The sequence below is a fragment of the Nocardioides albertanoniae genome (assembly GCF_006716315.1).
Lineage (GTDB): Bacteria > Actinomycetota > Actinomycetes > Propionibacteriales > Nocardioidaceae > Nocardioides > Nocardioides albertanoniae.
The window spans coordinates 2,419,188-2,443,280 of record NZ_VFOV01000001.1; the positions used below are offsets into that span (position 1 = coordinate 2,419,188).

23 protein-coding genes are annotated in these 24,093 nt (G+C 69.2%); 18 read left to right on the forward strand and 5 right to left on the reverse strand.

The window, feature by feature from the left end:
* Nucleotides 1-17: 17 nt before the first annotated feature.
* Nucleotides 18-1,520, reverse strand: a complete 1,503-nt coding sequence (locus tag FB381_RS11530; protein WP_141780426.1) for a glycerophosphodiester phosphodiesterase — start codon at nt 1,518-1,520, stop codon at nt 18-20.
* Nucleotides 1,521-1,575: 55 nt separating this feature from the next.
* Nucleotides 1,576-3,081, reverse strand: a complete 1,506-nt coding sequence (locus FB381_RS11535; protein ID WP_141780427.1) for an ATP-dependent DNA ligase — start codon at nt 3,079-3,081, stop codon at nt 1,576-1,578.
* 18 nt (nt 3,082-3,099) lie between these two features.
* On the opposite strand from FB381_RS11535, the gene FB381_RS11540 reads away from it, so the two are divergent.
* Nucleotides 3,100-4,479, forward strand: a complete 1,380-nt coding sequence (locus tag FB381_RS11540) for a serine hydrolase domain-containing protein (protein ID WP_141780428.1) — start codon at nt 3,100-3,102, stop codon at nt 4,477-4,479.
* A gap of 13 nt (nt 4,480-4,492) precedes the next feature.
* On the opposite strand, the gene FB381_RS11545 is transcribed toward FB381_RS11540, so the two are convergent.
* Nucleotides 4,493-5,074, reverse strand: a complete 582-nt coding sequence (locus tag FB381_RS11545) for a TIGR03086 family metal-binding protein (protein ID WP_141780429.1) — start codon at nt 5,072-5,074, stop codon at nt 4,493-4,495.
* 52 nt (nt 5,075-5,126) lie between these two features.
* Between FB381_RS11545 and FB381_RS11550 the strand changes: the two genes are divergently transcribed.
* Nucleotides 5,127-5,543 (forward strand): MarR family winged helix-turn-helix transcriptional regulator, encoded by a 417-nt coding sequence (locus FB381_RS11550; RefSeq protein ID WP_141780430.1) that lies wholly within the window; start codon nt 5,127-5,129, stop codon nt 5,541-5,543.
* Nucleotides 5,540-6,445: a DNA-3-methyladenine glycosylase family protein gene (locus FB381_RS11555; protein WP_141780431.1), complete on the forward strand. Its 906-nt coding sequence runs from the start codon at nt 5,540-5,542 to the stop codon at nt 6,443-6,445. The genes FB381_RS11550 and FB381_RS11555 overlap by 4 nt, the downstream gene beginning before the upstream one ends.
* Before the next feature lie 26 nt (nt 6,446-6,471).
* Here the strand turns inward: FB381_RS11555 and FB381_RS11560 are convergent, their stop codons facing one another.
* Entirely contained in the window at nt 6,472-7,734 is a 1,263-nt protein-coding gene (locus FB381_RS11560) for a phospholipase D-like domain-containing protein (protein WP_246088067.1), read from the reverse strand.
* Nucleotides 7,735-7,984: 250 nt separating this feature from the next.
* Here FB381_RS11560 and FB381_RS11565 point away from each other — a divergent pair, with 250 nt between their 5' ends.
* The 14 genes from FB381_RS11565 to FB381_RS11630 all read left to right on the forward strand — a co-directional run bounded on the left by FB381_RS11565 (nt 7,985) and on the right by FB381_RS11630 (nt 20,973).
* A complete protein-coding gene (locus FB381_RS11565; RefSeq protein ID WP_141780432.1) occupies nt 7,985-8,758 on the forward strand; it encodes an MlaE family ABC transporter permease in 774 nt (257 codons plus the stop codon).
* A gap of 7 nt (nt 8,759-8,765) precedes the next feature.
* Complete coding sequence (locus tag FB381_RS11570) at nt 8,766-9,614, forward strand: MlaE family ABC transporter permease (RefSeq protein ID WP_211352394.1); 849 nt, start codon at nt 8,766-8,768, stop codon at nt 9,612-9,614.
* 16 nt (nt 9,615-9,630) lie between these two features.
* A complete protein-coding gene (locus tag FB381_RS11575) occupies nt 9,631-10,773 on the forward strand; it encodes an MCE family protein (protein WP_141780433.1) in 1,143 nt (380 codons plus the stop codon).
* Entirely contained in the window at nt 10,770-11,933 is a 1,164-nt protein-coding gene (locus tag FB381_RS11580; protein WP_141780434.1) for an MCE family protein, read from the forward strand. The genes FB381_RS11575 and FB381_RS11580 overlap by 4 nt, the downstream gene beginning before the upstream one ends.
* A gap of 79 nt (nt 11,934-12,012) precedes the next feature.
* The gene (locus tag FB381_RS11585; protein ID WP_141780435.1) at nt 12,013-13,002 is read left to right on the forward strand and encodes an MCE family protein; all 990 of its coding nucleotides are present in this window, start codon (nt 12,013-12,015) and stop codon (nt 13,000-13,002) included.
* Complete coding sequence (locus FB381_RS11590; protein WP_141780436.1) at nt 12,999-14,351, forward strand: MCE family protein; 1,353 nt, start codon at nt 12,999-13,001, stop codon at nt 14,349-14,351. The genes FB381_RS11585 and FB381_RS11590 overlap by 4 nt, the downstream gene beginning before the upstream one ends.
* The gene (locus FB381_RS11595) at nt 14,348-15,706 is read left to right on the forward strand and encodes an MCE family protein (RefSeq protein ID WP_141780437.1); all 1,359 of its coding nucleotides are present in this window, start codon (nt 14,348-14,350) and stop codon (nt 15,704-15,706) included. The genes FB381_RS11590 and FB381_RS11595 overlap by 4 nt, the downstream gene beginning before the upstream one ends.
* Nucleotides 15,703-16,983: an MlaD family protein gene (locus FB381_RS11600; protein ID WP_170225137.1), complete on the forward strand. Its 1,281-nt coding sequence runs from the start codon at nt 15,703-15,705 to the stop codon at nt 16,981-16,983. The genes FB381_RS11595 and FB381_RS11600 overlap by 4 nt, the downstream gene beginning before the upstream one ends.
* 5 nt (nt 16,984-16,988) lie before the next feature.
* Nucleotides 16,989-17,585: a hypothetical protein gene (locus FB381_RS11605; protein WP_141780439.1), complete on the forward strand. Its 597-nt coding sequence runs from the start codon at nt 16,989-16,991 to the stop codon at nt 17,583-17,585.
* Nucleotides 17,585-18,544 carry a hypothetical protein gene (locus FB381_RS24095; protein ID WP_211352395.1) on the forward strand — a complete coding sequence of 320 codons (960 nt, stop codon included), beginning with the start codon at nt 17,585-17,587 and terminating at the stop codon, nt 18,542-18,544. Before FB381_RS11605 ends, FB381_RS24095 begins: the two co-directional genes overlap by 1 nt.
* An 81-nt stretch (nt 18,545-18,625) precedes the next feature.
* Nucleotides 18,626-19,111 carry a pyridoxamine 5'-phosphate oxidase family protein gene (locus FB381_RS11615; RefSeq protein WP_141780440.1) on the forward strand — a complete coding sequence of 162 codons (486 nt, stop codon included), beginning with the start codon at nt 18,626-18,628 and terminating at the stop codon, nt 19,109-19,111.
* A gap of 24 nt (nt 19,112-19,135) precedes the next feature.
* Nucleotides 19,136-19,330: a ferredoxin gene (locus FB381_RS11620; RefSeq protein ID WP_141780441.1), complete on the forward strand. Its 195-nt coding sequence runs from the start codon at nt 19,136-19,138 to the stop codon at nt 19,328-19,330.
* A gap of 6 nt (nt 19,331-19,336) precedes the next feature.
* A complete protein-coding gene (locus tag FB381_RS11625) occupies nt 19,337-20,215 on the forward strand; it encodes an SDR family NAD(P)-dependent oxidoreductase (RefSeq protein ID WP_141780442.1) in 879 nt (292 codons plus the stop codon).
* The gene (locus FB381_RS11630; RefSeq protein WP_141780443.1) at nt 20,215-20,973 is read left to right on the forward strand and encodes a glucose 1-dehydrogenase; all 759 of its coding nucleotides are present in this window, start codon (nt 20,215-20,217) and stop codon (nt 20,971-20,973) included. Before FB381_RS11625 ends, FB381_RS11630 begins: the two co-directional genes overlap by 1 nt.
* A gap of 135 nt (nt 20,974-21,108) precedes the next feature.
* Here FB381_RS11630 and FB381_RS11635 read toward each other — a convergent pair whose 3' ends face one another.
* Nucleotides 21,109-21,744: a TetR family transcriptional regulator gene (locus tag FB381_RS11635; RefSeq protein ID WP_141780444.1), complete on the reverse strand. Its 636-nt coding sequence runs from the start codon at nt 21,742-21,744 to the stop codon at nt 21,109-21,111.
* Between the two features lie 188 nt (nt 21,745-21,932).
* Here FB381_RS11635 and FB381_RS11640 point away from each other — a divergent pair, with 188 nt between their 5' ends.
* On the forward strand, nt 21,933-24,077 hold the full coding sequence (locus FB381_RS11640) for an acyl-CoA dehydrogenase family protein (protein ID WP_141780445.1): 2,145 nt from the start codon (nt 21,933-21,935) through the stop codon (nt 24,075-24,077).
* Nucleotides 24,078-24,093 lie beyond the last annotated feature (16 nt).

The following is a 24,093-nucleotide window of genomic DNA, read 5'->3' on the forward strand; positions in this document are numbered from 1 at the left end:
GCCGCGGGCGCGTCGGGTCAGCGCAGCAGGGCCTTCCGTGCGGCGGCGACATCGTCGGTGGTCACGTAGTCGACCCCCGCGGCCGCAGCGCGGAGCACCGCCGGGGTGCCGACGGCCGGCCAGGTGCCGACCTCGGCGCCCTGACGCCGATAGTGACTCACGAGGGAGGCGCTGAGCAGCCCGGTGCCGATGTGCACCTGGTCATAGCCCGCGGGGTAGTCGTCGGCGGGGTCCGGCTCGTCCTTGACCGCGATCCGCTCCATCCCGGTGGCCTCGGCGCCGGGGAAGTCGAAGTGCGACTCGTCGAAGCTCATGAAGATCGCCTTGTCGCTGTGACCCTTCGGCTCCACCCATCCCGGGCGGAGCGCGACCACCTTGCGATAGAGGGCCCGCATCTCCGCGGAGCTCTCGCCCTTGAGCTCGACGACGAGGCGTACGTCGTGGCCGTAGGCCTTCTCGGCGGCACCGATCGCATCGAAGGTCTCCTCGATGCTCGGCACCTGGGTGCCGCGGAAGCGAGGGGCCTTCCACGAGCCGGCGTCGAGCTGCTTGATCTCCTCGAGCGTGAACGCACGCGGGCCTTGGCTCTCGCGCTCGGGGAAGCGGCTCTCGACGTCGGTGGTGCGCCGGAGATCGTCGTCGTGCATCAGCACCCACTCGCCGTCGGCGGTGGGCTGGAAGTCCATCTCGATGAAGTCGGCTCGGTGGCGCACGGCGCTGCGGAAGGCGTCCAGGGTGTTCTCCGGGTGGTCGGCGGAGTCGCCGCGCCACGCCATCACGCCCACCGGCCGCTCGCCGAGCGCGTAGACCGCCGTCGCCGCCCCGACGACCGCGGGCGCGCCGTGATGAGCCCGGGCGACCGTGCGGAAGCGTGTCTTCCCGGGATGCCGGGCCTCGAAGGTGCGGGTGGCGCGGCCGGTCTCGTCGGTGGTGAGGTCGGCGGCGTGGTGCCACCCGTCGCCGGTGTCGCGCTGGAGCGTGATCGGCCGGCCGCGCCGGGCGGGCGAGACGAAGGAGCTGACCGCGACCTTGTCGCCGGCGTGCACCGAACGCGGGGTGCTGGTCGTGGCGTGCTGCACCTGACCGAAGAGCGTACGCGGCCGGCTGACCCGCGTCGCTCGCTCGTCTGCTTCGCCCTCGGTGGCAGGAGCCAGCACCCGCCACCGTGCGCTCCACGCGGGCTGGGTGACCGCGAACGCGTAGTCGCCCGAGCCGGCGACGGTCTGCTCCTGCACCGAGCGCCAGGCGCCGTGATCGAAGCTCTGCAGCACCACCCGCGTGACACCGGAGCCTATCGAGCCGCTGAGCGTGACCGACTCACCCGGCACGGGCCGGGCAAGGCTGGCTCTCGGCGCGGCGACGGTGGCCGTTGCGGGTGCTGAGGCCGAGCCTGCGGTGGGTCCTGCGGTGGATTCTGCGTCGGGTGCGGGCGCGCTGTCGTGAGCCGTGGTGAAGCCGGCAAGTCCGAGAACCATCACCAGGGCAGCGAGCAGCGTGGGGATCCGTGCATGGTGGGGCATCCGGGCGAGGTTAGAGGATGCCTGGTGAGTCGTTTAGGCCGGTATCACTATTAGGTTAATCGAGAAACATTCTGATCGTGCCGATGGTGTCCGCCTCGTCCGGCCGCTTGTCGTCGCGATAGCGAACGACGCGTGCGAACCGCAGCGCCACACCGCCCGGGTAGCGGGTGGAGCGCTGCACGCCGTCGAAGGCGATCTCGACCACCTGCTCGGGGCGCACCTTCACCTGCCAGCCGTCGGTGCCGTCGACGGCGAGCTCGGTGAACCGCTCGGTCTGCCAGGCCAGGATCTGGTCGGTCATGCCCTTGAAGGTCTTCCCGATCATCGTGAAGCCGCCCTCGGGGTCGCGGGCACCGAGGTGGATGTTGGAGAGCCATCCCTTGCGGCGTCCCGAACCCCACTCGATGCCGAGCACGACCAGGTCGAGGGTGTGGACGGGCTTCACCTTGATCCAGCCCGAGCCACGTCGCCCGGCCTCCCAGGGCAGCTCGGTGCCCTTGACGACGACCCCCTCCTGACCGGCGACGAGCACGTCGGCGGCGAATCTCTCCGCGGCCTCGGGGTCGGCGGTCTCCAGCCGTGCCGCGCGGTGCTCCTGGGGCACCAGCGCGTCGAGCGCGGCCAGACGGTCGCGGAGCGGGCGGCCGAGCAGGTCGGTGCCGTCGAGGTGGAGCACGTCGAAGAAGAACGGCACCACGGCGGCGGTGGGGGCGCCTCGGGTCGCGGTGCGCGAGGCCGTCTCCTGAAACGGTCGCGGCCGGCCGTCAGCACCCACCAGCATTGCTTCGCCGTCGAGCACCACCGAGGAGGCCGGCAGGTTGCGCACCACCTCGACGACCTCCGGCAGCCGGGCGGTGATGTCGTCGAGGGTGCGGGTGGCGATGACGACGTCGTCGCCGTCGCGGTGGGCCTGGATACGGATGCCGTCGAGCTTGGTGTCGATCACCGCGGCTGCGCCGATCTTGGCCATCGCCTCGGTCACCGAGGTGGCGCTGGAGGCGAGCATCGGCATCACCGGGCGCCCGACCACGAGCCCGACCTCGGCGAGCGCCTGCTCGCCGTCGAAGGCCAGCCCGGCGACCACGACCGTCGAACCGGCCAGCATCGCGGCGCGGCGTACGGCGGCCAACGGCACCTCGGCGGCGACAGCGAGGCCCTCCTGCACCAGCGAGTCGAGGGCGCCCTGGCGCACCTCGCCGGTCACGACGCCACGCAGCCACGCCTGCTCGACCTCGGTCGCCGCCCCGAACAACGCCTCGGCCTCGGCGCTGCGGGCGGCCTGCGACCCGTCGCCGGAGAGCAGCGACATGCGCTCGAACGCCTCGTGCACGTCGCCGACGCGCAGCGACGGCTCCTCGACCGGAGCCGGGAGTGCCGCGAGCGAACGCCACCCCAGCCCCGTACGCCGTTGCAGCAACGATCCGGCGAGATAGGCGCTCACCACGGGAAGCTCCTCGCGCGAGGCCGCGGCCAGGCACTGCGCGAGCGCGGCGACCTTCGCCTTCCGTGAGCGGGTGGCGGCGACGGCGTTCGAGGTGGCGACGAGGTCGGCGAGCAGCATGCCACCTATTCTCGCCCCATGTCGCTCGCCGCTACCCGAAACTGGCTCGAGTCCGAGCTGCCCGCCCTGCTCGCCCGTCACCGGGTGCCCGCGGCGGCGGTCGGAGTGCTCCACGACGGCGAGGTGATCGACCACGCGTGCGGCGTGCTCAACCTCGACACCGGTGTGGAGGCGACCACCGACTCGCTGTTCCAGGTCGGCTCGATCACCAAGCTATGGACCACCGACCTGGTGATGCAGCTGGTCGAGGAGGGAAAGGTCGGGCTCGACGACAGGATCACCCGCCACCTGCCCGGCTTCGCCGTCGCCGAGGAGGAGGCGAGCCGGGAGATCACGGTGCGCCACCTGCTCACCCACACCGCCGGCTTCGAGGGCGACGTCTTCACCGACCACGGACCCGGTGACGACGCGGTCGAGCGGTTCGTGGCGTCGATGGTCGACCTGCCGCAGATCTTCGCGCCGGGCGAGCGTTTCTCCTACGCCAACACCGGCTTCGCCGTGCTCGGTCGCCTGGTCGAGGTGCTCCGCGGCACCACCTGGGACCGGGCGCTGCAGGAGCGTCTCGCCACCCCGCTGGGTCTGACCCACCTCGCGACCACGCCGTACGAGGCGATCAGGTTCCGGACGGCGATGGGTCACGTCGACCCCGCGCCCGGCCACGTGCTCCGCCCGGGCCCCTCCTGGGGCATGGCGCGGGCGAGCGGACCGGTGGGAGCGATGCTGTCGATGCGGGTGCGCGACCTGCTCGGTTTCGCGGCGATGCACCTGACGCAGGGTCGCGCTCCCGACGGCGCTCACGTCCTCTCCGAGGCGTCGTGCGCCGACATGCTCACCAGGCAGGTCGACCACCCCGCATCGGTCCGTTCGGAGGCTCAGGGCCTGGGCTGGTCGCTCGACGACACCACGCAGGGGGTCGTCGGCCACGACGGGCAGACGATCGGACAGTCGGCGTTCTTCCGGATGGTGCCCGAGAGCGGCCTGGCGGTCGCGCTGCTGACCAACGGCGGTGACACCGGTGGCCTCAAGAACGACGTCCTCGCTCACCTCCTCGACGACCTCGGCGGCGTACGGACCGCTCCGGACCCGGTGCCGCCGAAGGAGGTGCCGGCGGGATTCGACCTCGACCGAGTGCTCGGCACCTACCGCGCCCGTATCGTCGACTGGACCTTGCGAGTGGACGCCGACGGGCGGCTGTGGGTCGACGAGATGCCCGGGGCCGACGCGGCAGCGATCGGCGACGCACCCGAGAGCTACCAGGTCGTGCCGTACGCCGCGGACCAGGTCGTCACGGCCGCGGCGCTCCACGGGGCCCACCATGTCTTCGGCTTCACCGGCGAGGACGAGACGGGTCGTGCGACCCACATGACCACGAGCCGGGTCTTCCCTCGGGCCCGATGAGCCTGCGGCAGGCTCAGGCGGCCTGGCGCCCGAGCAGGCGCAGCGCGTCGGCCCAGGGGTCGTCACCGGTCTCGGTCGACGGAGCGGCGAAGACCGGGGTCCCGCCCGGTCTCGCGGCGATCTGGCGGGCCATCTCGAGCACGTGGGCGACGGTGTCGGGCGCCGGCCGGTGGTCGGCCCCGACGGCTGTCGCCACGTCCCAGGCGTGCACGGCTGCGTCGAGCAGCTGCATGCCCAACGCGACCTCCACCGTCGGCCTGAAGCCGAACTCGGAGAGGTGCACGGTCGCGGCCGGGTCGGCGGCTCCGAACGCCTCGCGGACCGTCGCGGCCGACTCCTGCCAGGCTCGCGAGGCGTCCCCGGTGGTGACCGGCACGGACGCGTAGGCAGTGGCCGGCGCGTCGCCGGCGGTGACGGCCGCGGCGAAGCCGAGGTTCTGGCCGATCATGTGGCCGAGCAGGTCGGCTAGGTCCCACCCGGCGCACGGCGTGGGGGAGGTGAGGGAGACCTCCCCTGAGTCGATCCCGGAGAGGAGGCGGGTGGTGGCGGAGAGGGCGTCGTCGTGCTCCGCACGCATCTGCGTGAAAGTAAGCATACGAAGACGATAAGCAGACGTATACGATATGTCGAGCGGTTAAGATCTGGTCGTGGATCGTCCCGAGCTCGGCTACCTGCTGTCCCGCCTGATGCGGGAGGTGATGGCGCGCGAGAAGCCGATCCTCGACGGGGCGGGTCTGGAGATGTGGGATTACGCCGTGCTGACTGCGCTCGCTGACTCCGACGCACCGACGCAGGCGCAGCTCGCCGCCACCACGGGCCGCGACAAGACCCGGCTGATCGGCAACCTCGACCGGCTCGAGACGCAGGGCATGATCGTGCGCCAGGCCGACTCGGCCGACCGTCGCAACCGGATCGTCTCGCTCACCGCGGCCGGGTCGCGCGTGCTGCGCAGCTGCCGCGAGGCCATCGGCGCCATGGAGGCCGAGCTGCTGGCCGGCCTCGAGCCCGCCGACCGCGCCGCGTTCGAACGGGCCTTGACCGATCTCGTCGTGACCGATCGATGAGCAGCCTCCGCACCTGGCGCCCGGCGTACGCCTCGAGCCTCGCCACGATGCTGCGCCCGCTCCGGCGCGGTCCCGGCGACCCGACGTACAAGATCATCGGTGAGCACCACTGGCGCGCCATCCAGACGCCTCAGGGGCCGGCCACGCTCAGGCTGCGCCAGGCCGGGGCCGAGGTGGAGTCGGAGGCGTGGGGTGCGGGTTCGGACTGGGTGCTCGAGCACGTGCCCGGCCTTCTCGGCGCCGCGGACCGGCCCGAGGAGTTCCGCACCGACGACCCGCTGCTGGCCAGCCTGCTCGAGCGCTTCGAGGTGCCGCGCTTCGGGCGCACGGGGCTGGTGATGGAGGCGCTGGTGCCGTCGATCCTGGAGCAGAAGGTGACCAGCACCGAGGCGTTCCGCGGATTCGGCAACCTGGTCAGGCGCTTCGGCGAGCCGGCCCCGGGGCCGGGGTCGGAGCACGGTCTCCGGCTCCAGCCGACCCCGGAGCGGCTCCGCGCGATCCCGAGCTGGGAGTGGCTGCGCCTGCCGGTCGACCCTGCCCGCTCCAAGGCGGTGCTCCAGGCGGCCAGGGTCGCCCCGGCCGTCGAGAGGACGGCCGGCCTGCCCGGTGAGGAGGTCGAGCGGCGGCTCACCACCATCCCGGGTGTGGGGGAGTGGACCGTCGCCGAGGTGCGGCAGCGTGCACTGGGCGATCCGGACGCGGTCAGCTTCGGCGACTATCACATCGCGAAGGACGTCGGCTGGGCGCTGACCGACGCGGCTTGGGACGACGACCAGCTGCGGGAGTATCTGGAGCGGTTCCGGCCGCACCGTGCTCGGGTGGTCGCACTCATCTACCGAGCCGCTGGCAAGCGGCCTCGGCGGGGGCCGAGGATGTCGCCTCGGACGCATCTGCCTTCTTGACGACCTGATTTACTGTCGAGTGGCCCTCAGAGCAGGGGGCGCAACGGGGTGAGGACGAGCTCGGTGAACTTGCGGTGGATGTCGCGGGCGGCCCACTCGGCGGAGGTCAGCTCGAGCGCGTTGGACTCGTCGCGCGCGAAGATCTCCTCCATCTGCGCCGCGACCTCGCGGTCGAAGATCTCCAGGTTGATCTCGTAGTTGCCGGTCAGCGAGAGCCGGTCGATGTTGGCGGTGCCCACCGTCGACCACAGCCCGTCGACGGTGGCCGTCTTCGCGTGGATCATCGCGTCCTTGAACCGCAGGATCCGCACCCCGGAGTCGAGCAGCTGTGAGAAGTAGCCGCGTGAGATCCAGTCGACGACGACGTGGTTGGACTTCAGCGGCAGCAGGATGCGTACGTCGACCCCGCGCTCGGCCGCGGCCTTGAGGGCATCGACGAAGTCCTCGTCGGGCACGAAGTAGGCGGTGGTCAGGTAGATGTTGCGCGAGGCCCGGTTGATCGCCTCGAGATACATCGACCGGATCGGGAACATCCACAGCCGCGGCACGTTGCGGTGGAACCGGAGATCGGGCTCCCAGGACGGCGCGGTCTCGATGAGCAGCGGTCCGGGGGCGTTCGCCCCGCGCCGGTGCGTACGCCGCCGGTTGAGGTTCCAGAAGTCGGCGAAGGCGCGGCGCAGGTCCCACACGCCGGTGCCGGTGATCCGCACGTGCGTGTCGCGCCACTCGGTGGCGTACGCAGCCCCGATGTTGTAGCCGCCGACGAACCCGACCGTGTCGTCGACCACCAGGATCTTGCGGTGGTCGCGGCCGTAGCGGGAGAGGTCGAAGAAGCGCCAGCCCGCGGAGTACATCGGGTAGCGCAGCACGTGCACGTCGTCGGGGAACCGCTTGAACAACGTCGGCACCACCAGGTTGGCGAGCTCGTCGTAGATGCAGTAGACCTCGACGCCGCGCGCGGTCGCCCGGCTCAGGGCCTCCTTGAACCGCTGGCCGACCTCGTCGCCCTTCCAGATGTAGGTCTCGAGGAAGATCTGCTTCTTGGCGCCGTCGATGGCAGCGATCATGTCCTCGTAGAGGTCGCTCCCGAAGGTGTAGGTGGTGACGGTGCCGTCGCCGACGTCGTTGGTGCGCGGCGGTGTCACGGGGAACGGCTTGGCGCGCTTTCCGCGGCTGCGGTAGCCGTCGACGAGGCTCATCACCACGGCCAGCAGGATCGGAACGCCGAAGATGGCGAGGAGCGTGCGGCGCAGGAACTTCATGACGCCCCCCGGCGACAGTGTCAACACACCGACCAATCTAACCGGACCTCCCGGAGGCGGGGAGATCAGCATGCGAGAAGCGTCTTCACCGACGTTGCCCCTAGGGTGGAGTATCTGTGACTCGCATCACCTACCGACGGGTAGGTCGTTGATTCGAAATACCACCCACCGTGTCGCGGAACATGCCCGGCGCCGGGTCGTTGCCCTCGTAACTGAAACATGTTCTACTACTGGCTTGCACGTGAGCCGAGTCACAAGACCTCCCGGAAGGTGAAGGATGGCAATGCAGTTCGCCTCGCTCGTTCGGGGCGTCGGCGGAATGGGCCTGATGACCGGAGAAGTCGTCAAGGGGACGTTCACCACCAAGTTCCAGCTCCGGGAGTTCCTCGAGCAGGCGTGGTTCATCACGAGCGTCACGATGCTGCCCGCGGTGCTGGTCTCGATCCCGTTCGGTGCGGTCATCTCGCTGCAGGTCGGCAACCTCGCCGGCCAGCTCGGAGCGCAGTCCTTCGCCGGTGCGACGGCGGTGCTCGCCGTGGTCAGGGAGGCGGCGCCGATGGCCGCCGCGCTGATCATCGCCGGCGCCGCCGGGTCGGCGATCTGCTCCGACATGGGATCGCGCAAGATCCGCGAGGAGATCGACGCGATGGAGGTGCTGGGCATCGACCCGGTGATCCGGCTGGTGATCCCGCGCGTGCTCGCCTGCCTGTTCGTCTCGGTGATGATCAACGGCATCGTCATCGCGACCGGTATCGGCGGTGGCTACTTCTTCACCGTGATCATCCAGGGCGGCTCGGCCGGCGCGTTCCTGTCCAGCTTCACGGCGCTGGCCAGCCTTCCCGACCTCTACATCTCGATCGTCAAGTCGGCGGTGTTCGGCTTCCTGGCAGCGATCATCGGCGCCTACAACGGGCTCAACGCGCAGGGCGGTCCCAGCGGCGTCGGGCGAGCGGTCAACGAGGCGGTGATCATCGCGTTCATGATGCTCTTCGTGCTCAACTCGATCATGACCGCGGTCTACTTCCAGGTCGTCCCGCAGGACGGGTTGTGATCTGAGGATGTCTTCGACGAACACCCTGACCAAGGCAGGCGCGCAGGTCGTCAAGGAGCAGCGCCTCGCCTTCGAGGGCTACGGCGACCAGCTGCTCTTCTACGCCAAGGCGCTCGCCTGGGCTCCCCGCACCGTACGCCGCTACAAGCGCGAGGTGCTCAACATCCTCGCCGAGGTCGCCTTCGGCGCGGGCGGGCTGACGATGGTCGCCGGCACCGTGGGCGTGATCGCGTTCATGGCCTTCTTCGCCGGCTCCGAGGTCGGCATCCAGGGCTACGCCTCGCTGAGCCAGATCGGCGTCGCGAAGTTCTCCGCGTTCATCTCGGCCTTCTTCAACACCCGTGAGGTCGCGCCGCTGATCTCCTCGATCGCCCTGGCCGCGACCGTCGGCTGCGGCTACACCGCACGCCTCGGCGCGATGCGCATCAGCGAGGAGATCGACGCGCTCGAGGCGATGGGCGTGCCGAGCCTTCCCTACCTCGTGACCACCCGGATGATCGCCGGGTTCCTGGCCGTGATCCCGCTCTACATCGTCGCCCTGTGCGCCTCCTACCTGAGCCCGCGGCTGATCACGACGCTGATGTACGGGCAGTCGGGCGGCACGTACGACCACTACTTCCTGGCGTTCCTGCCGCCGATCGACATCCTCTACAGCTTCTTGAAGCTGATCATCCTCGCGGTCGCGATCATCCTGATCCACTGCTACTACGGCTACACCGCCTCCGGCGGCCCGGCCGGGGTCGGCATCGCGGTCGGCAAGGCGATCCGTACGTCCATCGTCACCGTCGTGGTCGCCGACTTCTTCCTGAGCTTCGCGATCTGGGGATCGACGACCACGGTCCGGATCACGGGATGAAGGGGGTGCGAGGCAGATGCTGATCGGAATCCAGCGCGACACCCGGGCCGAGCACTCCAAGCTCTTCGTCTCCGGCATCGCGTTCACCGTGACGCTCGCGCTGCTGATCACGCTGTGCGTGGCGATCTACCAGAAGGCCTTCGTGCAGTTCACGACCGTGAGCGTCGAGGCCGACCAGGCCGGCCTCCAGCTGCCGCGCTACGGCGACGTACGCATGCACGGCGTCATCGTCGGTCAGATCCGCGAGATCGACCAGGACGGCAAGAAGGCCGTCATCCAGCTCGGCCTGGAGCCGGACCAGGCCGAGCAGATCCCCGCCAACGTCAGCGTCGCGATCAAGCCGACGACGCTGTTCGGGCAGAAGTACGTCGAGTTCATCGACCCCACGGGTGAGCGCGACGGCGTGCTCAGCGACGGAGCGGTGATCCCGGCCGACCGGGTGCGCACCAGCGTCGAGCTCGACGCGATCCTGGCGCGACTCTTCCCGCTGCTGAAGTCGATCCGGCCCCAAGACCTCAACAGCACCCTGCACGCCCTCGCCACCGCGCTCTCCGGAAACGGGGAGAAGCTCGGCGAGACGATGGTCCAGCTCAACGACTACCTCGAGAAGATGAACGTCCACCTCCCCACCCTCGAACGCGATCTCAACGACATGGCCGACGTCGCCGAGACCTACTCGATGGCCGCGCCCGACCTGGTCAAGGTGCTCGAGAACACCACGACCACGGCCAAGACGGTGACCCAGCAGCAAGAACGCCTCGGCGGGCTGCTCACCTCGGTCACCGGTGTCGCCGACACCTCGGAGAACCTGCTGGCCGAGAACGAGAAGGCGATCCGCTACGAGAGCGAGCTCGCCGTCCCGCTGCTCAAGCTGCTCTCCGACTACTCGCCGGAGTACACCTGCCTGCTCAAGGGACTCGACAAGTTCACCGACCTGCTGGCGACCGTCTTCCAGCAGAACCGGGTGCGCCAGACGATGGTGCTCGACGGCACCCAGAAACCGGCGTACGGCCGTGAGGACCGCCCCGAGTGGGGCGAGATCGGCCACGGCCCCTGGTGCGACGGCCTCCCGAACCCGAAGGTGCCCGCCGACCCGTTGGAGCTGGAGAACGGCTCCGAGGACGTGCCGTGGGGCGACGGAAACGGGGGCCTGCAGTGAACAAGCGGGATCTGCGCACGGCGGTGGCCGGCACGAAGCTGGCCATCTTCACCGTCGTATCCGTCCTCGTCACCGCCACGCTCGCCTCGATCATGGGCAACGTCGGCTTCGGCGACCGGGTGCTCTACCGCGCCGAGTTCAGCACCGCCTCCGGCCTCGGCGAGGGCGATGACGTACGCGTCGCCGGCATCACCGTGGGGGAGGTGCTCTCGGTCGACATCGAGGGCGGCGACCATGCGATGGTCAGCTTCCGGATCGACAAGACGGTGCCGCTGACGAGTGCCAGCGGAGCGCAGGTGCGCTACCTCAACCTCGTCGGCGACCGCTACCTAGCCCTCACCCAGGATGCGAGCTCCAAGGAGCCCGGCCCGGGCGAGACCACGGGCGCCACGAGTGCCTCGAGTGTCTCCGACTCGGAGGATGTCGCGCCGTCGGAGGCCACGCCGCTGCGCAAGGGCCAGGCGATCGCGATGTCGAACACCACGCCGGCGCTCGACCTGACCGAGCTGTTCAACGGCTTCCAGCCTCTCTTCCAGGCGCTCCAGCCCAAGGACGTCAACAAGCTCTCGCTCAACCTGATCCGGGTGCTGCAGGGCGAGGGCGGCACCATCGCGAGCCTGCTCTCCGAGACGGCCTCGCTGACCAGCGCCCTGGCCGAGCGAGACCAGCTGATCGGCGACGTGATCACCAACCTGTCCAAGACGCTCAGCACGGTCAACGCCCACCACGCCGAGCTGGCCGATCTCATCAAGCAGCTCAGCGGCTGGATGAAGGACCTGGCTCGCGACAAGGAGGCGATCGGTGACTCGATCTCCTCGATCGGCGACCTCACCGACGAGCTGGCCGGCCTGCTCACCGACGTACGCCCCTTCGTGAAGAAGGACATCAAGGAGCTCAAGCGGGTGGTCGGGGTGCTCAACAAGCCGGACAACCAGAAGCTGCTCGACAAGACCCTCGAGCGTCTCCCCGAAACCCTCGAGTCGCAGGCACGGATCGGCAGCTACGGCTCCTGGTACAACTACTACCTCTGCGACCTCGACTTCTCCATCAAGCTGCCCTCGCTCGGTGACGTGCTCGACAACTCGCCGGCCGTCAAGGCGATCCAGAAGAAGCTCGACAACGTCGCGTTCTACAGCCGTGCCGAGAGGTGCAAGCTATGAGTGAGCGTCAGCGAACGACCATCAGTCTCAGACCGGCGCGTCCGTATCCTTGCTCCTCCTCGACGGAGGTGCCGGTCTGATGAGCCACCATTCTGAGAGCAGACTGACGCGCACCGGCGTGATCACGATCGTGGCGATCGTGCTGGCGCTGACCGCTGCGTTCAACCTGCGCAAGCTGCCGTGGTTCGCCGGCACGACCTATCAGGCGGAGTTCTCCGACGCCAGCGGGCTGCACAAGGGCAACCGCGTGGAGATCGCCGGCATCCGGGTCGGCCGGGTCAGCGACATCGAGATCGAGGGCGCCAAGGTGGTGGTCTCCTTCTCGATCGAGGACGCGGAGATCGGCCAGCGCACCGAGGCGACGATCGGCGTGCTCAACCTGCTCGGCGAGAAATACCTCAACATCAAGCCGCAGGGCGGTCAGATGCTCGATGCGGGCTCGACGATCCCGCTCGCGCGCACCACCGCGGGCAGCGACATCGTCGGCACCTTCGGTGACCTCGCCGAGACGACCGAGCAGATCGACACCAAGCAGCTGGCCCAGGCCCTGACCACGATGTCGGGCACGCTCGACCAGGCCGGTCCCGAGGTGCAGGGGGCCTTCCAGGGCATCGCCGCGCTCTCCCAGACGATCGCCGCCCGTGGCGACGAGCTGGAGTCGCTGCTGCAGAACGCCCAGAAGGTCGTGCAGCTGGTCAACGAGCGCAAGCAGGACATCGTCTCGGTGATGGACAACGGCGACCAGGTCTTCGCCGAGCTCATCTCGCGCCGCGAGGCCATCCACCAGCTGCTGGTCAACGCCACCACGCTCTCCCAGCAGCTGCAGGGTCTGGTGAAGGACAACGAGAAGCAGATCCGCCCGGCTCTCGACGGCCTGAACACGGCCCTGAAGTTCCTCAACGAGCGCAAGGACGACCTGACCAAGACGATTCAGAACTACGGGCCCTACGCGTCGATCCTGATCAACATCATCGGCACCGGCCCCTGGTTCGACGCCTACCTCGCCAACCTGACCGGCATCGCGAGCGGCGAGTTCGTGCCCGGTAAACGACCAGGGATCGTGGAATGACCAACATCATCGAACGACTGACCGAGGTGCCGCGGACCATGGGCCGGCGGCGTACGAAGGCGCTTCCGGCGGTGCCGGGCACCCAGCGGCCCTCGCGACCGAGCCTGCGCTCGAAGTGGGCCGCGTTGCCGGTCGCGCTGGTGCTGCTGTGCGGGCTGCTGCTGGTCTCCGAGATCGCCGCCCCCGACACCAAGACGGTGACGGTCAGCTTCCCGCAGGCGGTGAGCGTCTACGAGGGCTCCGACGTGGTGATCATGGGGGTCAAGGTCGGCCGGGTCGCCTCGCTGAAGGCAAAGGGCGACCACGTCGACGCGGTGATCGAGTATCAGAGCGAATACAAGCTGCCCAAGGACGTGAAGGCGGCGATCGTGACTCCGACGCTGGTCGCCGACCGGTTCGTGCAGCTCACACCCGCCTACACCAGCGGCCCGGCGATGGCCGACGGCGGCAAGATCCCGGTCTCGCGCACCGCAACGCCTGTCGAGCTCGACCGCATCTACGGCAGCCTCTCCGAGCTGACCACGGCCCTCGGGCCCAACGGGGCCAACAAGAACGGCGCGCTGAGCGACGTGCTCAGCGAGGGGGCCGACGCGCTGGAGGGCAACGGCAAGGTCGGCAACAAGGCGATCTCCGACATGTCCGAGGCGGCGCAGGTGCTGGGCGGCAACTCCGAGCAGCTCTTCGAGACGCTCTCCCAGCTCTCCGAGGTCACCACCACCTTGGCCAAGAACGACAAGACGACCGACAAGTTCCTCACCGACCTCGGCACCGTCTCCAGCCAGCTGGCGGGGGAGAGCGACGAGCTCGACCAGGCGCTGGTCGCGATCGCGCAGGCGGTGCATGTGACCCGCGACTTCGTCAAGAACAACCAGGACGCGCTGGTCGGCGACGTCAAGGAGCTCAACACGACCCTCGGTGTCTTGGCCAAGGAGAAGAAGACGATCGGCGAGGTCGTCGACCTGGCTCCGCTCGGCATCGGCAACCTGGCCGAGGCCTTCGACACCCGCTCCGGGTCGGTCGGCTTCCGCCTGCAGGTCGGACCGATCGGCAACGACCTGTCCAACATCTTGTGCATGGTCGTGGAGAACGACAAGATCCCCGGATCCAAGGAGATCTGCGCGCTCTTCAAGGCGCTGCTCCCCACCGGGTCGACCGACTCGGCAGGCCAGGCGCTCACCGACCAGGCGAACGCACCGACCCGCCGCGAGACCGAGTCCGGGCTGCCCGTCGAGACCCCTGGCGGCGCTCAGGCCAAGCAGCCGGAGGTGAAGCCCGAGGTCGTCACCGACGGCGGCATCTCCGAGCTGAGCGGATCGTTGCAGGATCAGATGTCGGGAGGTAAGAGATGAGATCCCGGATCTGGGCACTCGTCGCGATGCTCGGCCTCGTCGCGGCGGCGAGCGGGTGCGGCGTACAGGCCTATGACCTGCCGCTCCCGGGCAAGGAGGTCGCCACCGGCGAGGGCTACGTGGTCACCGCCGAGTTCCGCGACGTGGTCGACGTGGTGCCCCGCACCAAGGTGATGGCCAACGACGTGCCGGTCGGGCAGGTCGACTCGGTGCAGCGCAAGGGCTGGCACGCGAAGGTCACCATGACCATCCGCAAGAACATCGACCTGCCGGCCGACGCGCTCGCCAACGTACGCCAGACCAGCCTGCTGGGGGAGAAGTACATCGCCCTGATCGCGCCTGAGGGTTCCACCGTCGCGAGCGCGGGCAAGCTCGGCGACGGCGCCGCGATCGGGCTCGACCGCACCAACCGCAACCCCGAGGTCGAGGAGGTGCTCGGCGCGCTCTCGTTCCTGCTCGCCGGCGGCGGCGTCGGGCAGCTGAAGACGATCAGCGACGAGCTCAACACGATGATGGACGGGCGCACCGGTGACATGCGCTCCCTGCTGGGCAACCTGGAGACCACGGTCGCCTCGCTCAACCAGCAGAAGGGCTCGATCATCAAGGCGATGGAGCAGGTCGACCGGCTGACCCGCACCCTCAACAAGGAGTCCAAGTCGATCGAGGACGCCATCGACTCCTTCGGGCCGGCGCTGAAGGTGCTCCGCCAGCAGCATGCCGACCTGCTGAAGATGATGAAGGCACTCGACCGGCTGGGAGTGGTCGCGACCCGGGTGATCAACCAGAGCGGCGCCAACCTGACCTCGGTCCTCGAAGACCTGGCACCGACCCTGCGTGAGCTCGCCGACGCCGGTGACTCGCTGCCGCGCGGCCTGATGATGGCGGCCAGCTTCCCGTTCCCGGAGAACGCCTCCGGGCTGGCGATGGGTGACTACTCCAACGCGCTGTTCCACATGGATCTCGACCTCGGCAAGCTGGTGGGCAGCCTCACCAACGGTAAGTCGCCCGGCCTGCTGCCCCAGGTCTTCCAGATCTGCCTGTCCTACTCCAAGGGCTGCGAGGCGATCCAGCCGCTGGCCAAGGCGCTGTGCGACCTGACCAACCTGCAGATCACCTGCTCGGTGGTCGGCAAGGAGGACACCGCGCCGAAGCCGGGCGAGAAGACCCCGAAGCTGCCCGACATGTCCGATCTGCTGCCGAAGAGCCAGACCCAGAGCAAGGCACCGGGACTGAACGATCTGGTCCCGGAGATCACCGAAGGGCTGACTGCGCCACCGGGCGGATCGTCCACCGCCGAGGCGCCATCCGGTGGTCTGTCCGGCCTGCTGGGCCTGCTGGGAGGTGGCACCAAGTGACACGCAGCGTGCGCAACCGGTTGGTCATCTTCCTGGTGCTCGCCGCCGTCGGGATCTTCTACGTCTCCGCGGCCTACCTCGGCATCGTCGACCGTGTCCTGGGCCGCCAGGTGGAGGTCTCGGTCGACCTGCCCGCCTCGGGTGGCCTCTACGAGGGCAGCGAGGTCAACTACCGCGGCATCAGCATCGGCCGGGTGGCCACGATGACCGTCACCGACGACGGCGTGCGTGCCGGGCTCGAGCTCGACCCCGGCACCGAGGTGCCCAAGGACGCCAAGATCGAGGTGCACAACCTCTCCGCGGTGGGGGAGCAGTACCTCAACTTCATCCCCGACTCCGCCTCCGGTCCGTATCTGGCCGAGGGTGATGTCGTCACCGCCGGACCCGAGTCGATGCCCGGCACCACCGACGAGCTGCTCACCGAGCTCAACTCCTTCACCACGTCGATCAACGGCGACGACCTGAGCACCGTCGTCGCCGAGCTCGGCACGCTGTTCCGCGGCAACGCCGAGAACCTGCGTACGCTGCTCGACTCCGGCTCCACGCTGGTCGACCAGGCTTCCGCCCATCAGAAGGACACCGTGCGGCTGCTCGACACCAGCCAGACGGTGCTCAAGACGCAGAAGGAGCACAGTGGCGACATCCGCGAGTTCGCCAACGGCTTGGAGGAGGTGACCGCGACGCTCGACAAGCGTGACCCCGAGCTGCGCGAGATCCTGCAGGGCGGCGAGGCGACCGCGGTGCAGGTGCAGTCGCTGCTCGACGGCCTACAGCCGCTGCTGCCGACCTTCCTGGCCAACCTGACCACCGTCAACCAGGTGCTCACCGCCCGGCTGCCGGCGCTGGAGCAGACCCTGGTGACGTTCCCGCGGGTCGTCGCGACCGGCTTCACCGGGTCGCCCGGCGACGGCTACGGCCACCTCTCGATGGGCTACGTCTACACCACGCCGCCGTGCCAGAAGGGCTACAAGCCGGCCGACCAGTGGATCCCGGGCACTGTGACCGACCCCCAGCCCCTCTATCCCGCCAAGTGCACCGACAAGCGCGCCCAGCCGGACTACGAGGGCAACGACCCGATCATGCAGCGTGGCGTCAACATGGTGCCGAAGGCCGAGGGCGTGGAGAAGTACGTCACGTCATACGATCCCAAGACCGGACGCACCAACCTTCCCAACGGAAAGACGGTCACGATGTCCACCCCGAACGAAGACGGAGGCCTTGTCTCCGCCCTGTCCGACGACTCCTGGCGATCGATGATCCTGGGGACGGAGGAATGAGCTCGATGAACACGAAGAATCCTCTTGAGGTCAAGCTTCCCGCCAACCCGCTGCGCAGCCCGCTCGCCAGCAGACTGGGGCGGGTCAACACGATCCTGGCGGCGGCGGTGGTGATCCTCGTCGTCCTGGCCGCGGTCGTCTTCGTCGCCGGTGCGCGGGTGCTCCCGTGGACCACGCCGGCCGAGGCCGCGGCCGCCGACTACGACGATGCCAAGTCGGTCGCCGAAGAGGGCGTGATCGCCTTCCTCGATGTCGACTACCGCGACATGGACCCGCGTATCCAGGCGGTCAAGGAGATCTCGACCGGCACCTTCGGCAAGGAGTACGGCGCGATCGCCGAGCAGATCCGGCAGGCCGCGATCCCGGCTCAGACCGTGTCCAAGGGCAAGGTCAAGGAGGTCGGCATCCGCGCGATCAGCGAGAAGAAGGCGGTCGTGCTGGTCGCGGTCGACTCGATCGTGACCAGCTCCCAGACCGGTGAGCTGAAGAAGAGCGAGGCCTGCCCGTACGAGGGCGCGAAGTGCTCCAAGTATCGCTTCAAGGTCTCGCTGTCCATGACGAAGGACGGATGGCGCATGTCCGACCTGGCAGGAGTCAACTGATGGCGGGCCTACGAGCGAGCAACGGATCCTTGTCGGCCGAGCAGAAGGACTGCCCTTTCTGCGCGGAGACCATCAAGGCTGCCGCGATCAAGTGCCGCTACTGCGGCTCCGACCTGTTGCCTCCCGCCGAGGAGTCGGCCGACCAGGACGTACGCGACGACGTGGCTGCTCCGCGGGAGACCGACCCGGGTGCGGCGGAGTCGCGCGCGGAGGGCTCGGACGATGCGGAGCCGGGCGACGCGGAGTCGGGCGAGGCGGACTCGGACGAGGCGGACTCGGACGAGACCGATCTCGATGACGAGCCGGCTGAGGTCGAGTCCGAGACGGCGTCGGACGATGCCGAGGGTGCGGACGAGGATCGCCCTGGTCTCGCCGCGCGCTGGCTGGGCGACGGGAGTCGCAAGCTGACCGCCGTGCTCGGGGTGCTTCTGCTGGTGGCCGCCGGTGTGCTGTGGCTGGTCATCGACGAGGCGTCCGGCGACGACGTGGCCCCCGGTGGCGAGCTGACGGCGGCCGGGTCGCGGGCAGCGATCATGGAGCACTCGGTCGACCTGACCCAGACGGTGATGTCCTACCAGGCGGCGAGCGCCGACAAGGACATCGCGGCCGCCGAGAAGCTGATGACCCCGGCGATGGCGAAGGACTACGAGAAGACGCTGCCGGACGCTGCCAAGCGCAAGGAGCAGTCCAAGCTCGGCATCAAGGTCGACGCCGAGGTGGCGCCGCTCTCCCAGGAGGGCGCCAAGGCCGCCGAGAAGGGCAAGGCCTGCGTCGACGAGGACTGCGCCGCGTCGATCGTCTCGGCCACCGAGGAGACCGCGAAGGTGCTGCTCTTCGTCAATCAGAGCGCGTCGGCGCCGAAGACGAAGAACACCGTGGTCAGCCCGACCTGGGAGGTGCTGACGCTGGTCAAGGACGACGGCGGCTGGCTGATCTCAGACATGAAGGCTGCGTCCTAGGTCGTAGGGGTGTTTCCTTCGTAGGAGGCGTACGCCCTGATATAGTAGAACGTGTTCTAGTTTAGTGCTCGAGGAGGACATATGGCCGGCTCACGCCAGTCCGTACAGCTGACCGACGCCGAGATCGAGGAGTTCCTCGGTTCACAGCTGAAGGTGCAGGTGGCGACTGTCGGCTCCGACGGGGCGCCGCACCTGACCACGCTCTTCTACGTGCTCGACGAGGGCAAGATCGCATTCTGGACCTACGCGTCGTCGCAGAAGGTGCGCAACCTGCGCCGAGACCCGCGGGTCACCTGCCTGGTCGAGGACGGCGTCGACTACTTCGAGCTGCGCGGCGTGAGCATCACCGGCACGGCGCGGCTGGTCGAGGACTACGACGAGATCAAGGCCATCGGCACCCAGGTCATGAACCGGATGGCCGGTGGTGCCGACCTCGGCGAGGCCGGCGACGACCTGGTCTCGAAGCAGGCCCACAAGCGCGTCGGCATCGTCATCGAGCCCGACAAGGTCGCAAGCTGGGACCACCGGAAGCTGGGTGCACTGCCCGGTCAGGGTTCCGGACAGTGATGGCGAAAGAGTGAGGAGATGGTCATGGCAAAGGTGATTGCGGACTTCGACCTGTGCGAGTCCAACGGGATGTGCGAGTCGCTCGCCCCCGACATGTTCGAGATCGACGACGACGACTTCCTGCAGATCGCGGACCCGACGGTGACCGACGAGAACCGCGACCGTGTCGAGCAGGCCGTGGCCAGCTGCCCGAAGGCAGCCTTGAGGATCGAGGAGTAGCAGCACGTGAGCGTTGACTTCGATGGGAAGGTAGCGATCGTCACCGGTTCCGGGGCGGGCCTCGGGCGGGCAGAGGCGGTCGCGCTGGCCAGGGCGGGCGCGCGGGTGGTCGTCAACGACCTCCCGGGCGCGGCCGAGGAGGCGGTCGAGGAGATCCGCGGCTTCGGCGGCGAGGCGGTGGTGGCCGCCGGAGACGTGAGCGAGAGGGCGACCGCCGACGCGATGCTCGCCGCGGCCGTCGACGGTTTCGGCCGCCTCGACATCGTCGTCAACAACGCGGGCATCACCCGCGACAAGATGCTCTTCAACATGTCGGACGAGGAGTTCGACCTGGTCGTGCGCGTCCACCTGCGCGGCCACTTCCTGCTGACCCGCAACGCCTCGGCCCACTGGCGTTCGCTGGCGAAGTCGACGGGGGCGCCGGTCGATGCCGCGGTCGTCAACACCTCCTCCGAGGCCTTTCTCGCCGGCCCGCCGGGACAGGCCAACTACGGTGCCGCCAAGGCCGGCATCACCGCGCTGACGATGTCGACGGCACGCTCGATGGGTCGCTCCGGCGTACGCGCCAACGCGATCTGCCCGCGGGCGGCGACCGCGATGACCGAGGGCGTTCTCTCGGGTGACTCCTACGGCGCCGAGCACGTGACCCCGCTGGTCACCTATCTCGCCTCGCCGGCGGCCGCCGCGATCACCGGACAGGTGTTCGTGGTCTACGGCGGGATGATCGCCGTGCTCGCTCCACCGACGGTCGCGGAGCGCTTCGACAACGCCGCGTGGGATCTCGACTCGCTCGACAAGCAGGTCGGCGGATGGTTCGCCGACCGCGACCCGGCGGCAGGGTTCTCTGCCGACTCGATCATGCAGCTCAAGCTGGAGGAACAGTGATGGCACGTCTCGATGGGAAGATCGCGATCGTCACCGGTGGCGCGCAGGGGCAGGGGGCCGCGATCGTGCGTGCCTTCGTCTCCGAGGGCGCGAAGGTGGTGATCGCCGACGTCGCCGACGAACCGGGCAAGCTGCTCGCCGACGAGCTGGGTGATGCCGCGCTGTTCGTGCACCACGACGTCAGCTCCGAGGAGTCCTGGACGTCGCTGGTGGCGCAGTCGGCCGAGGCGTACGGCCCGGTCAGCATCCTGGCCAACAACGCCGGCATCCTGCGCTTCGGTGAGATCCTCACGCAGCCGATGGAGGAGTTCGAGCTGCTGTGGCGGGTCAACACGCTCGGCTGCTTCCTCGGGATGCGGTCGGTCATCGAGACGATGAAGGCCAACGGCGGCGGTTCGATCATCAACGCCTCCTCGATCGAGGGGCTGGCCGGGATGGCGTTCGTGGCCGCCTACACCTCCACCAAGTTCGCGATCCGCGGGATGACGAAGGCGGCCGCCCTCGAGCTCGGCCCCAGCGGCATCCGGGTCAACTCCGTCCACCCCGGCATGATCGACACGCCCATGACGCGCGGCGTCGGCGCCGACGACTCCGCGATGGAGTTCGGCGGCGCCAAGGTCGCCCTCAAGCGCGTCGGCAGCCCTGAGGACATCGCACCCCTCTACGTCTACCTGGCCAGCGACGAGTCGGGCTACGTCACCGGCGCCGAGATCGCCATCGACGGCGGGGCCACCGCCACCCACGCCTTCGGAGGCTGAGGGCAACCCCCAGCCGAGAGGTCACCCCTGCAGGTCGAGGAGTCACTCGTGCAGACCGAGGAGTCACACGGTGCCAACTCGGCCTGCAGACGTGACGTTTCGGCCTGCAGACGTGACGCCTCGGCGGGGGAGGGGTCAGCGCAGGAGGAGGCGTACGGCGACGTCGATCGACTTCTCGACCTCGTCGGTGTCCATGCGGCCGGTGACCCAGGAGATCAGGGCGGAGAGCCATACGTCGGAGATGATCCGGATGATGGCCGCCTCCTCCTCGGTGACCTCGCCGTGGGTAGGAGTGCCGTGCATGGCGCGGGCGATGACGGTGGTCAGGCTGGTGCCGACCTCGTGGATCTCGCCGGTCACCGACTGGTCGGCGAACATGAACGCGCGCACCAGCGCCTCGGTGAGCTTGGGCTGCTTCTGCAGGGCGTGGGTGCGCCGGTTGAGCACATACATGATCCGCTCGTGGGCGCTCTCGCCCGGTGTCGCGCGGATCGCCGAGCGGTCGACGTCCTTGTTGAACTCGCGTGCGAGCGCGGAGACCAGCAGGTGGATCTTCGAGGGGAAGTAGCGGTAGAGGGTGCCGAGCGCGACCTCGGCCTGCTCGGCGACGGCGCGCATCTGCACGGCGTCGAACCCGCCCTCGGCGGCGAGCGTGATGGTGGCATCGAGGATGCGCCGACGGCGCTCCCGCTGTGCCGCGGAGCCGCCGGTGGGCGGAGCGGTCGGCTTGGTGCCATCGGTGTTGTGTGGCTCCGTGCTGACGGACGTCACTGTTTGTCCCCCTCGGACTCTGACCGGATCTCGATCTGTGGATCTCAGGCTAGCCGCTTCACCGCCCAAAAATGAAACACGTTCCTCTGTGAGTCTAGACTTATAACACGTTCTACATCAGTGTGCTGATCTAGAAGCTCTGATCCAGCAAGCTCTGGCCCTCTGGCCGCAGACATCGGGAGGTCCCTGTGCCGATCGGCATCACCGACGAACACCAAGCCCTCAGCGAGAGCCTGCGTGACTGGGCGAAGGGCCTGGGCGGCACGGCGCTGGCCCGGGCCGCCGAGGGCGAGCCGGCTGCGAGCTTCGTGGACGCGTGGCGTGGGGTCGAGGAGTACGGCGTGGCCGGCATCGCGGCGCCGGAGCCGAGCGGTGGTGGCGGCACGCTGCTCGACGCCGCCGTCGCCGTCGAGGCCTGCGCGCACGAGCTGCTCCCCGGCCCGCTGCTGGGTAGCACGGTCGCCGCGTATCACGCCGGTGCCGCCGGCCTCGTTGACATCGTCGAAGCCGTCTCGGGCGGCGGCTGCGGCATCGCGCTCGAGCCCGCCCTCGAGGCCGGTGATCGGCTGGTGGGCGTCGTCCCGGTCGTCTATGACGCCGGCGGCGCCGCGCAGCTGCTGCTCGGTGCTCGCACCACTGAGGGCGCGGAGCGGTGGTTCTTCGTCCGGGCCGACCAGGCGGGCGTACGCCTGCAGGCCGGTCCTGATCTGACCAGGCGGGTCGCCGAGGTGCGTGTCGACATCGCCGTCGGCGATGCCGTCGAGGTGCCCGGCCTCAGCGAGGGTTCGCTGCGGCGTACGACCATGACGCTCGCCGCCGCGGAGGCGTCAGGCATCGCGCAGTGGTCGCTCTCGACGGCGGTGGAGTATGCGAAGGTGCGCGAGCAGTTCGGGGCCCCGATCGGCTCGTTCCAGGCCATCAAGCACCTGTGCGCGCAGATGCTGGAGACGACCGAGGCCATCGCCGCGGTCGCCTGGGACGCGGCCTGCGCAGCCGACGACGGTGACACGACGCAGTGGGCGCTGGCCGCCGGAGTCGCCGGCGTGACCGCCCTCGACGGCGCGGTCAGCGTGGCGCAGGACTGCATCCAGGTGCTGGGCGGCATCGGGTTCACCTTCGAGCACGACGCTCACCTCTACCTCCGCCGCGCGGTCGCCCTGCGCAGTCTCCTGGGTGGTGGCGACGCGCACGCCGCCGAGCTGGCGCGCCAGGCTGTCGCCGGGTCGCGCCGCACGGTCCGGGTCGACCTCGACGGTGAGGACGAGGCCGTACGCCCCGGCGTGCGCGAGACGGTCTCCACCATCGCCGCGCTGCCCGAGGCGGATCGGCGCTCGGCGCTCGTCGACTCCCGCTACCTGGCACCGCACTGGCCCGCGCCGCACGGTCTCGGAGCCGGTCCGGTCGAGCAGCTGGTCATCGACGAGGAGCTGGCCGCCGCCGGTGTCGTACGCCCCGACATCAAGATCGCCGGCTGGGCGGTGCCGACCATCCTCAACCACGGCACCGACGCGCAGCGCGAGCGGTTCGTCGACGCGTCGTTGCGCGGGGAGATCATCTGGTGCCAGCTCTTCAGTGAGCCGGGCGCCGGATCCGACCTGGCCTCGCTCGCCACCCGCGCCGAGCGGGTCGAGGGAGGCTGGCGGCTGACCGGCCAGAAGGTCTGGACCTCGCTCGCTGCCGACGCCGACTGGGCGATCGCGCTGGCCCGCACCACACCGCTCGACGAGTCCGAGGGCAAGGGCGCCAAGCAGCGCGGCATCACCTACTTCCTCCTCGACATGCGCAGCGAGGGCATCGACGTGCGCCCGCTGCGAGAGATGACCGGCGACGCGCTCTTCAACGAGGTCTTCCTCGACGGTGTGTTCGTGGCCGACGACCTCGTCGTCGGAGAGGTCGGCGGCGGCTGGCGGCTTGCCCGCACGACGCTGGCCAACGAGCGGGTCGCGATGGCCTCGACCAACCTCGAGGGCAGCGTCGAGCGGGCGCTCGAGCTGGTCGCCGGCCGCGGCGAGAGCGACCACGGCCGTGTCGGGCGCGCTGTCGCGCTCTCCACGGTGTGCGCGCTGCTCGGCGTACGCTCCACGCTCAAGGCGCTGGCCGGCCGCGGGCCGGGCGCGGAGTCGTCGGTGGCCAAGCTGCTGACCGTGCGCAACCGCCAGGACGCCTCCGAGCTCGTCGTCGACCTCCTCGGCCCGCTGGCGCTCACCGACGACCCGCAGGTGCGCGCCGACGTGCACCAGTCGCAGCTCACCCGCTGCCTCTCGATCGCCGGCGGCACCACCCAGGTGCTGCGCAACGTCGCCGCGGAGCGGATCCTGGGCCTGCCGCGCTAGCCGCGCCCGTGCCGGG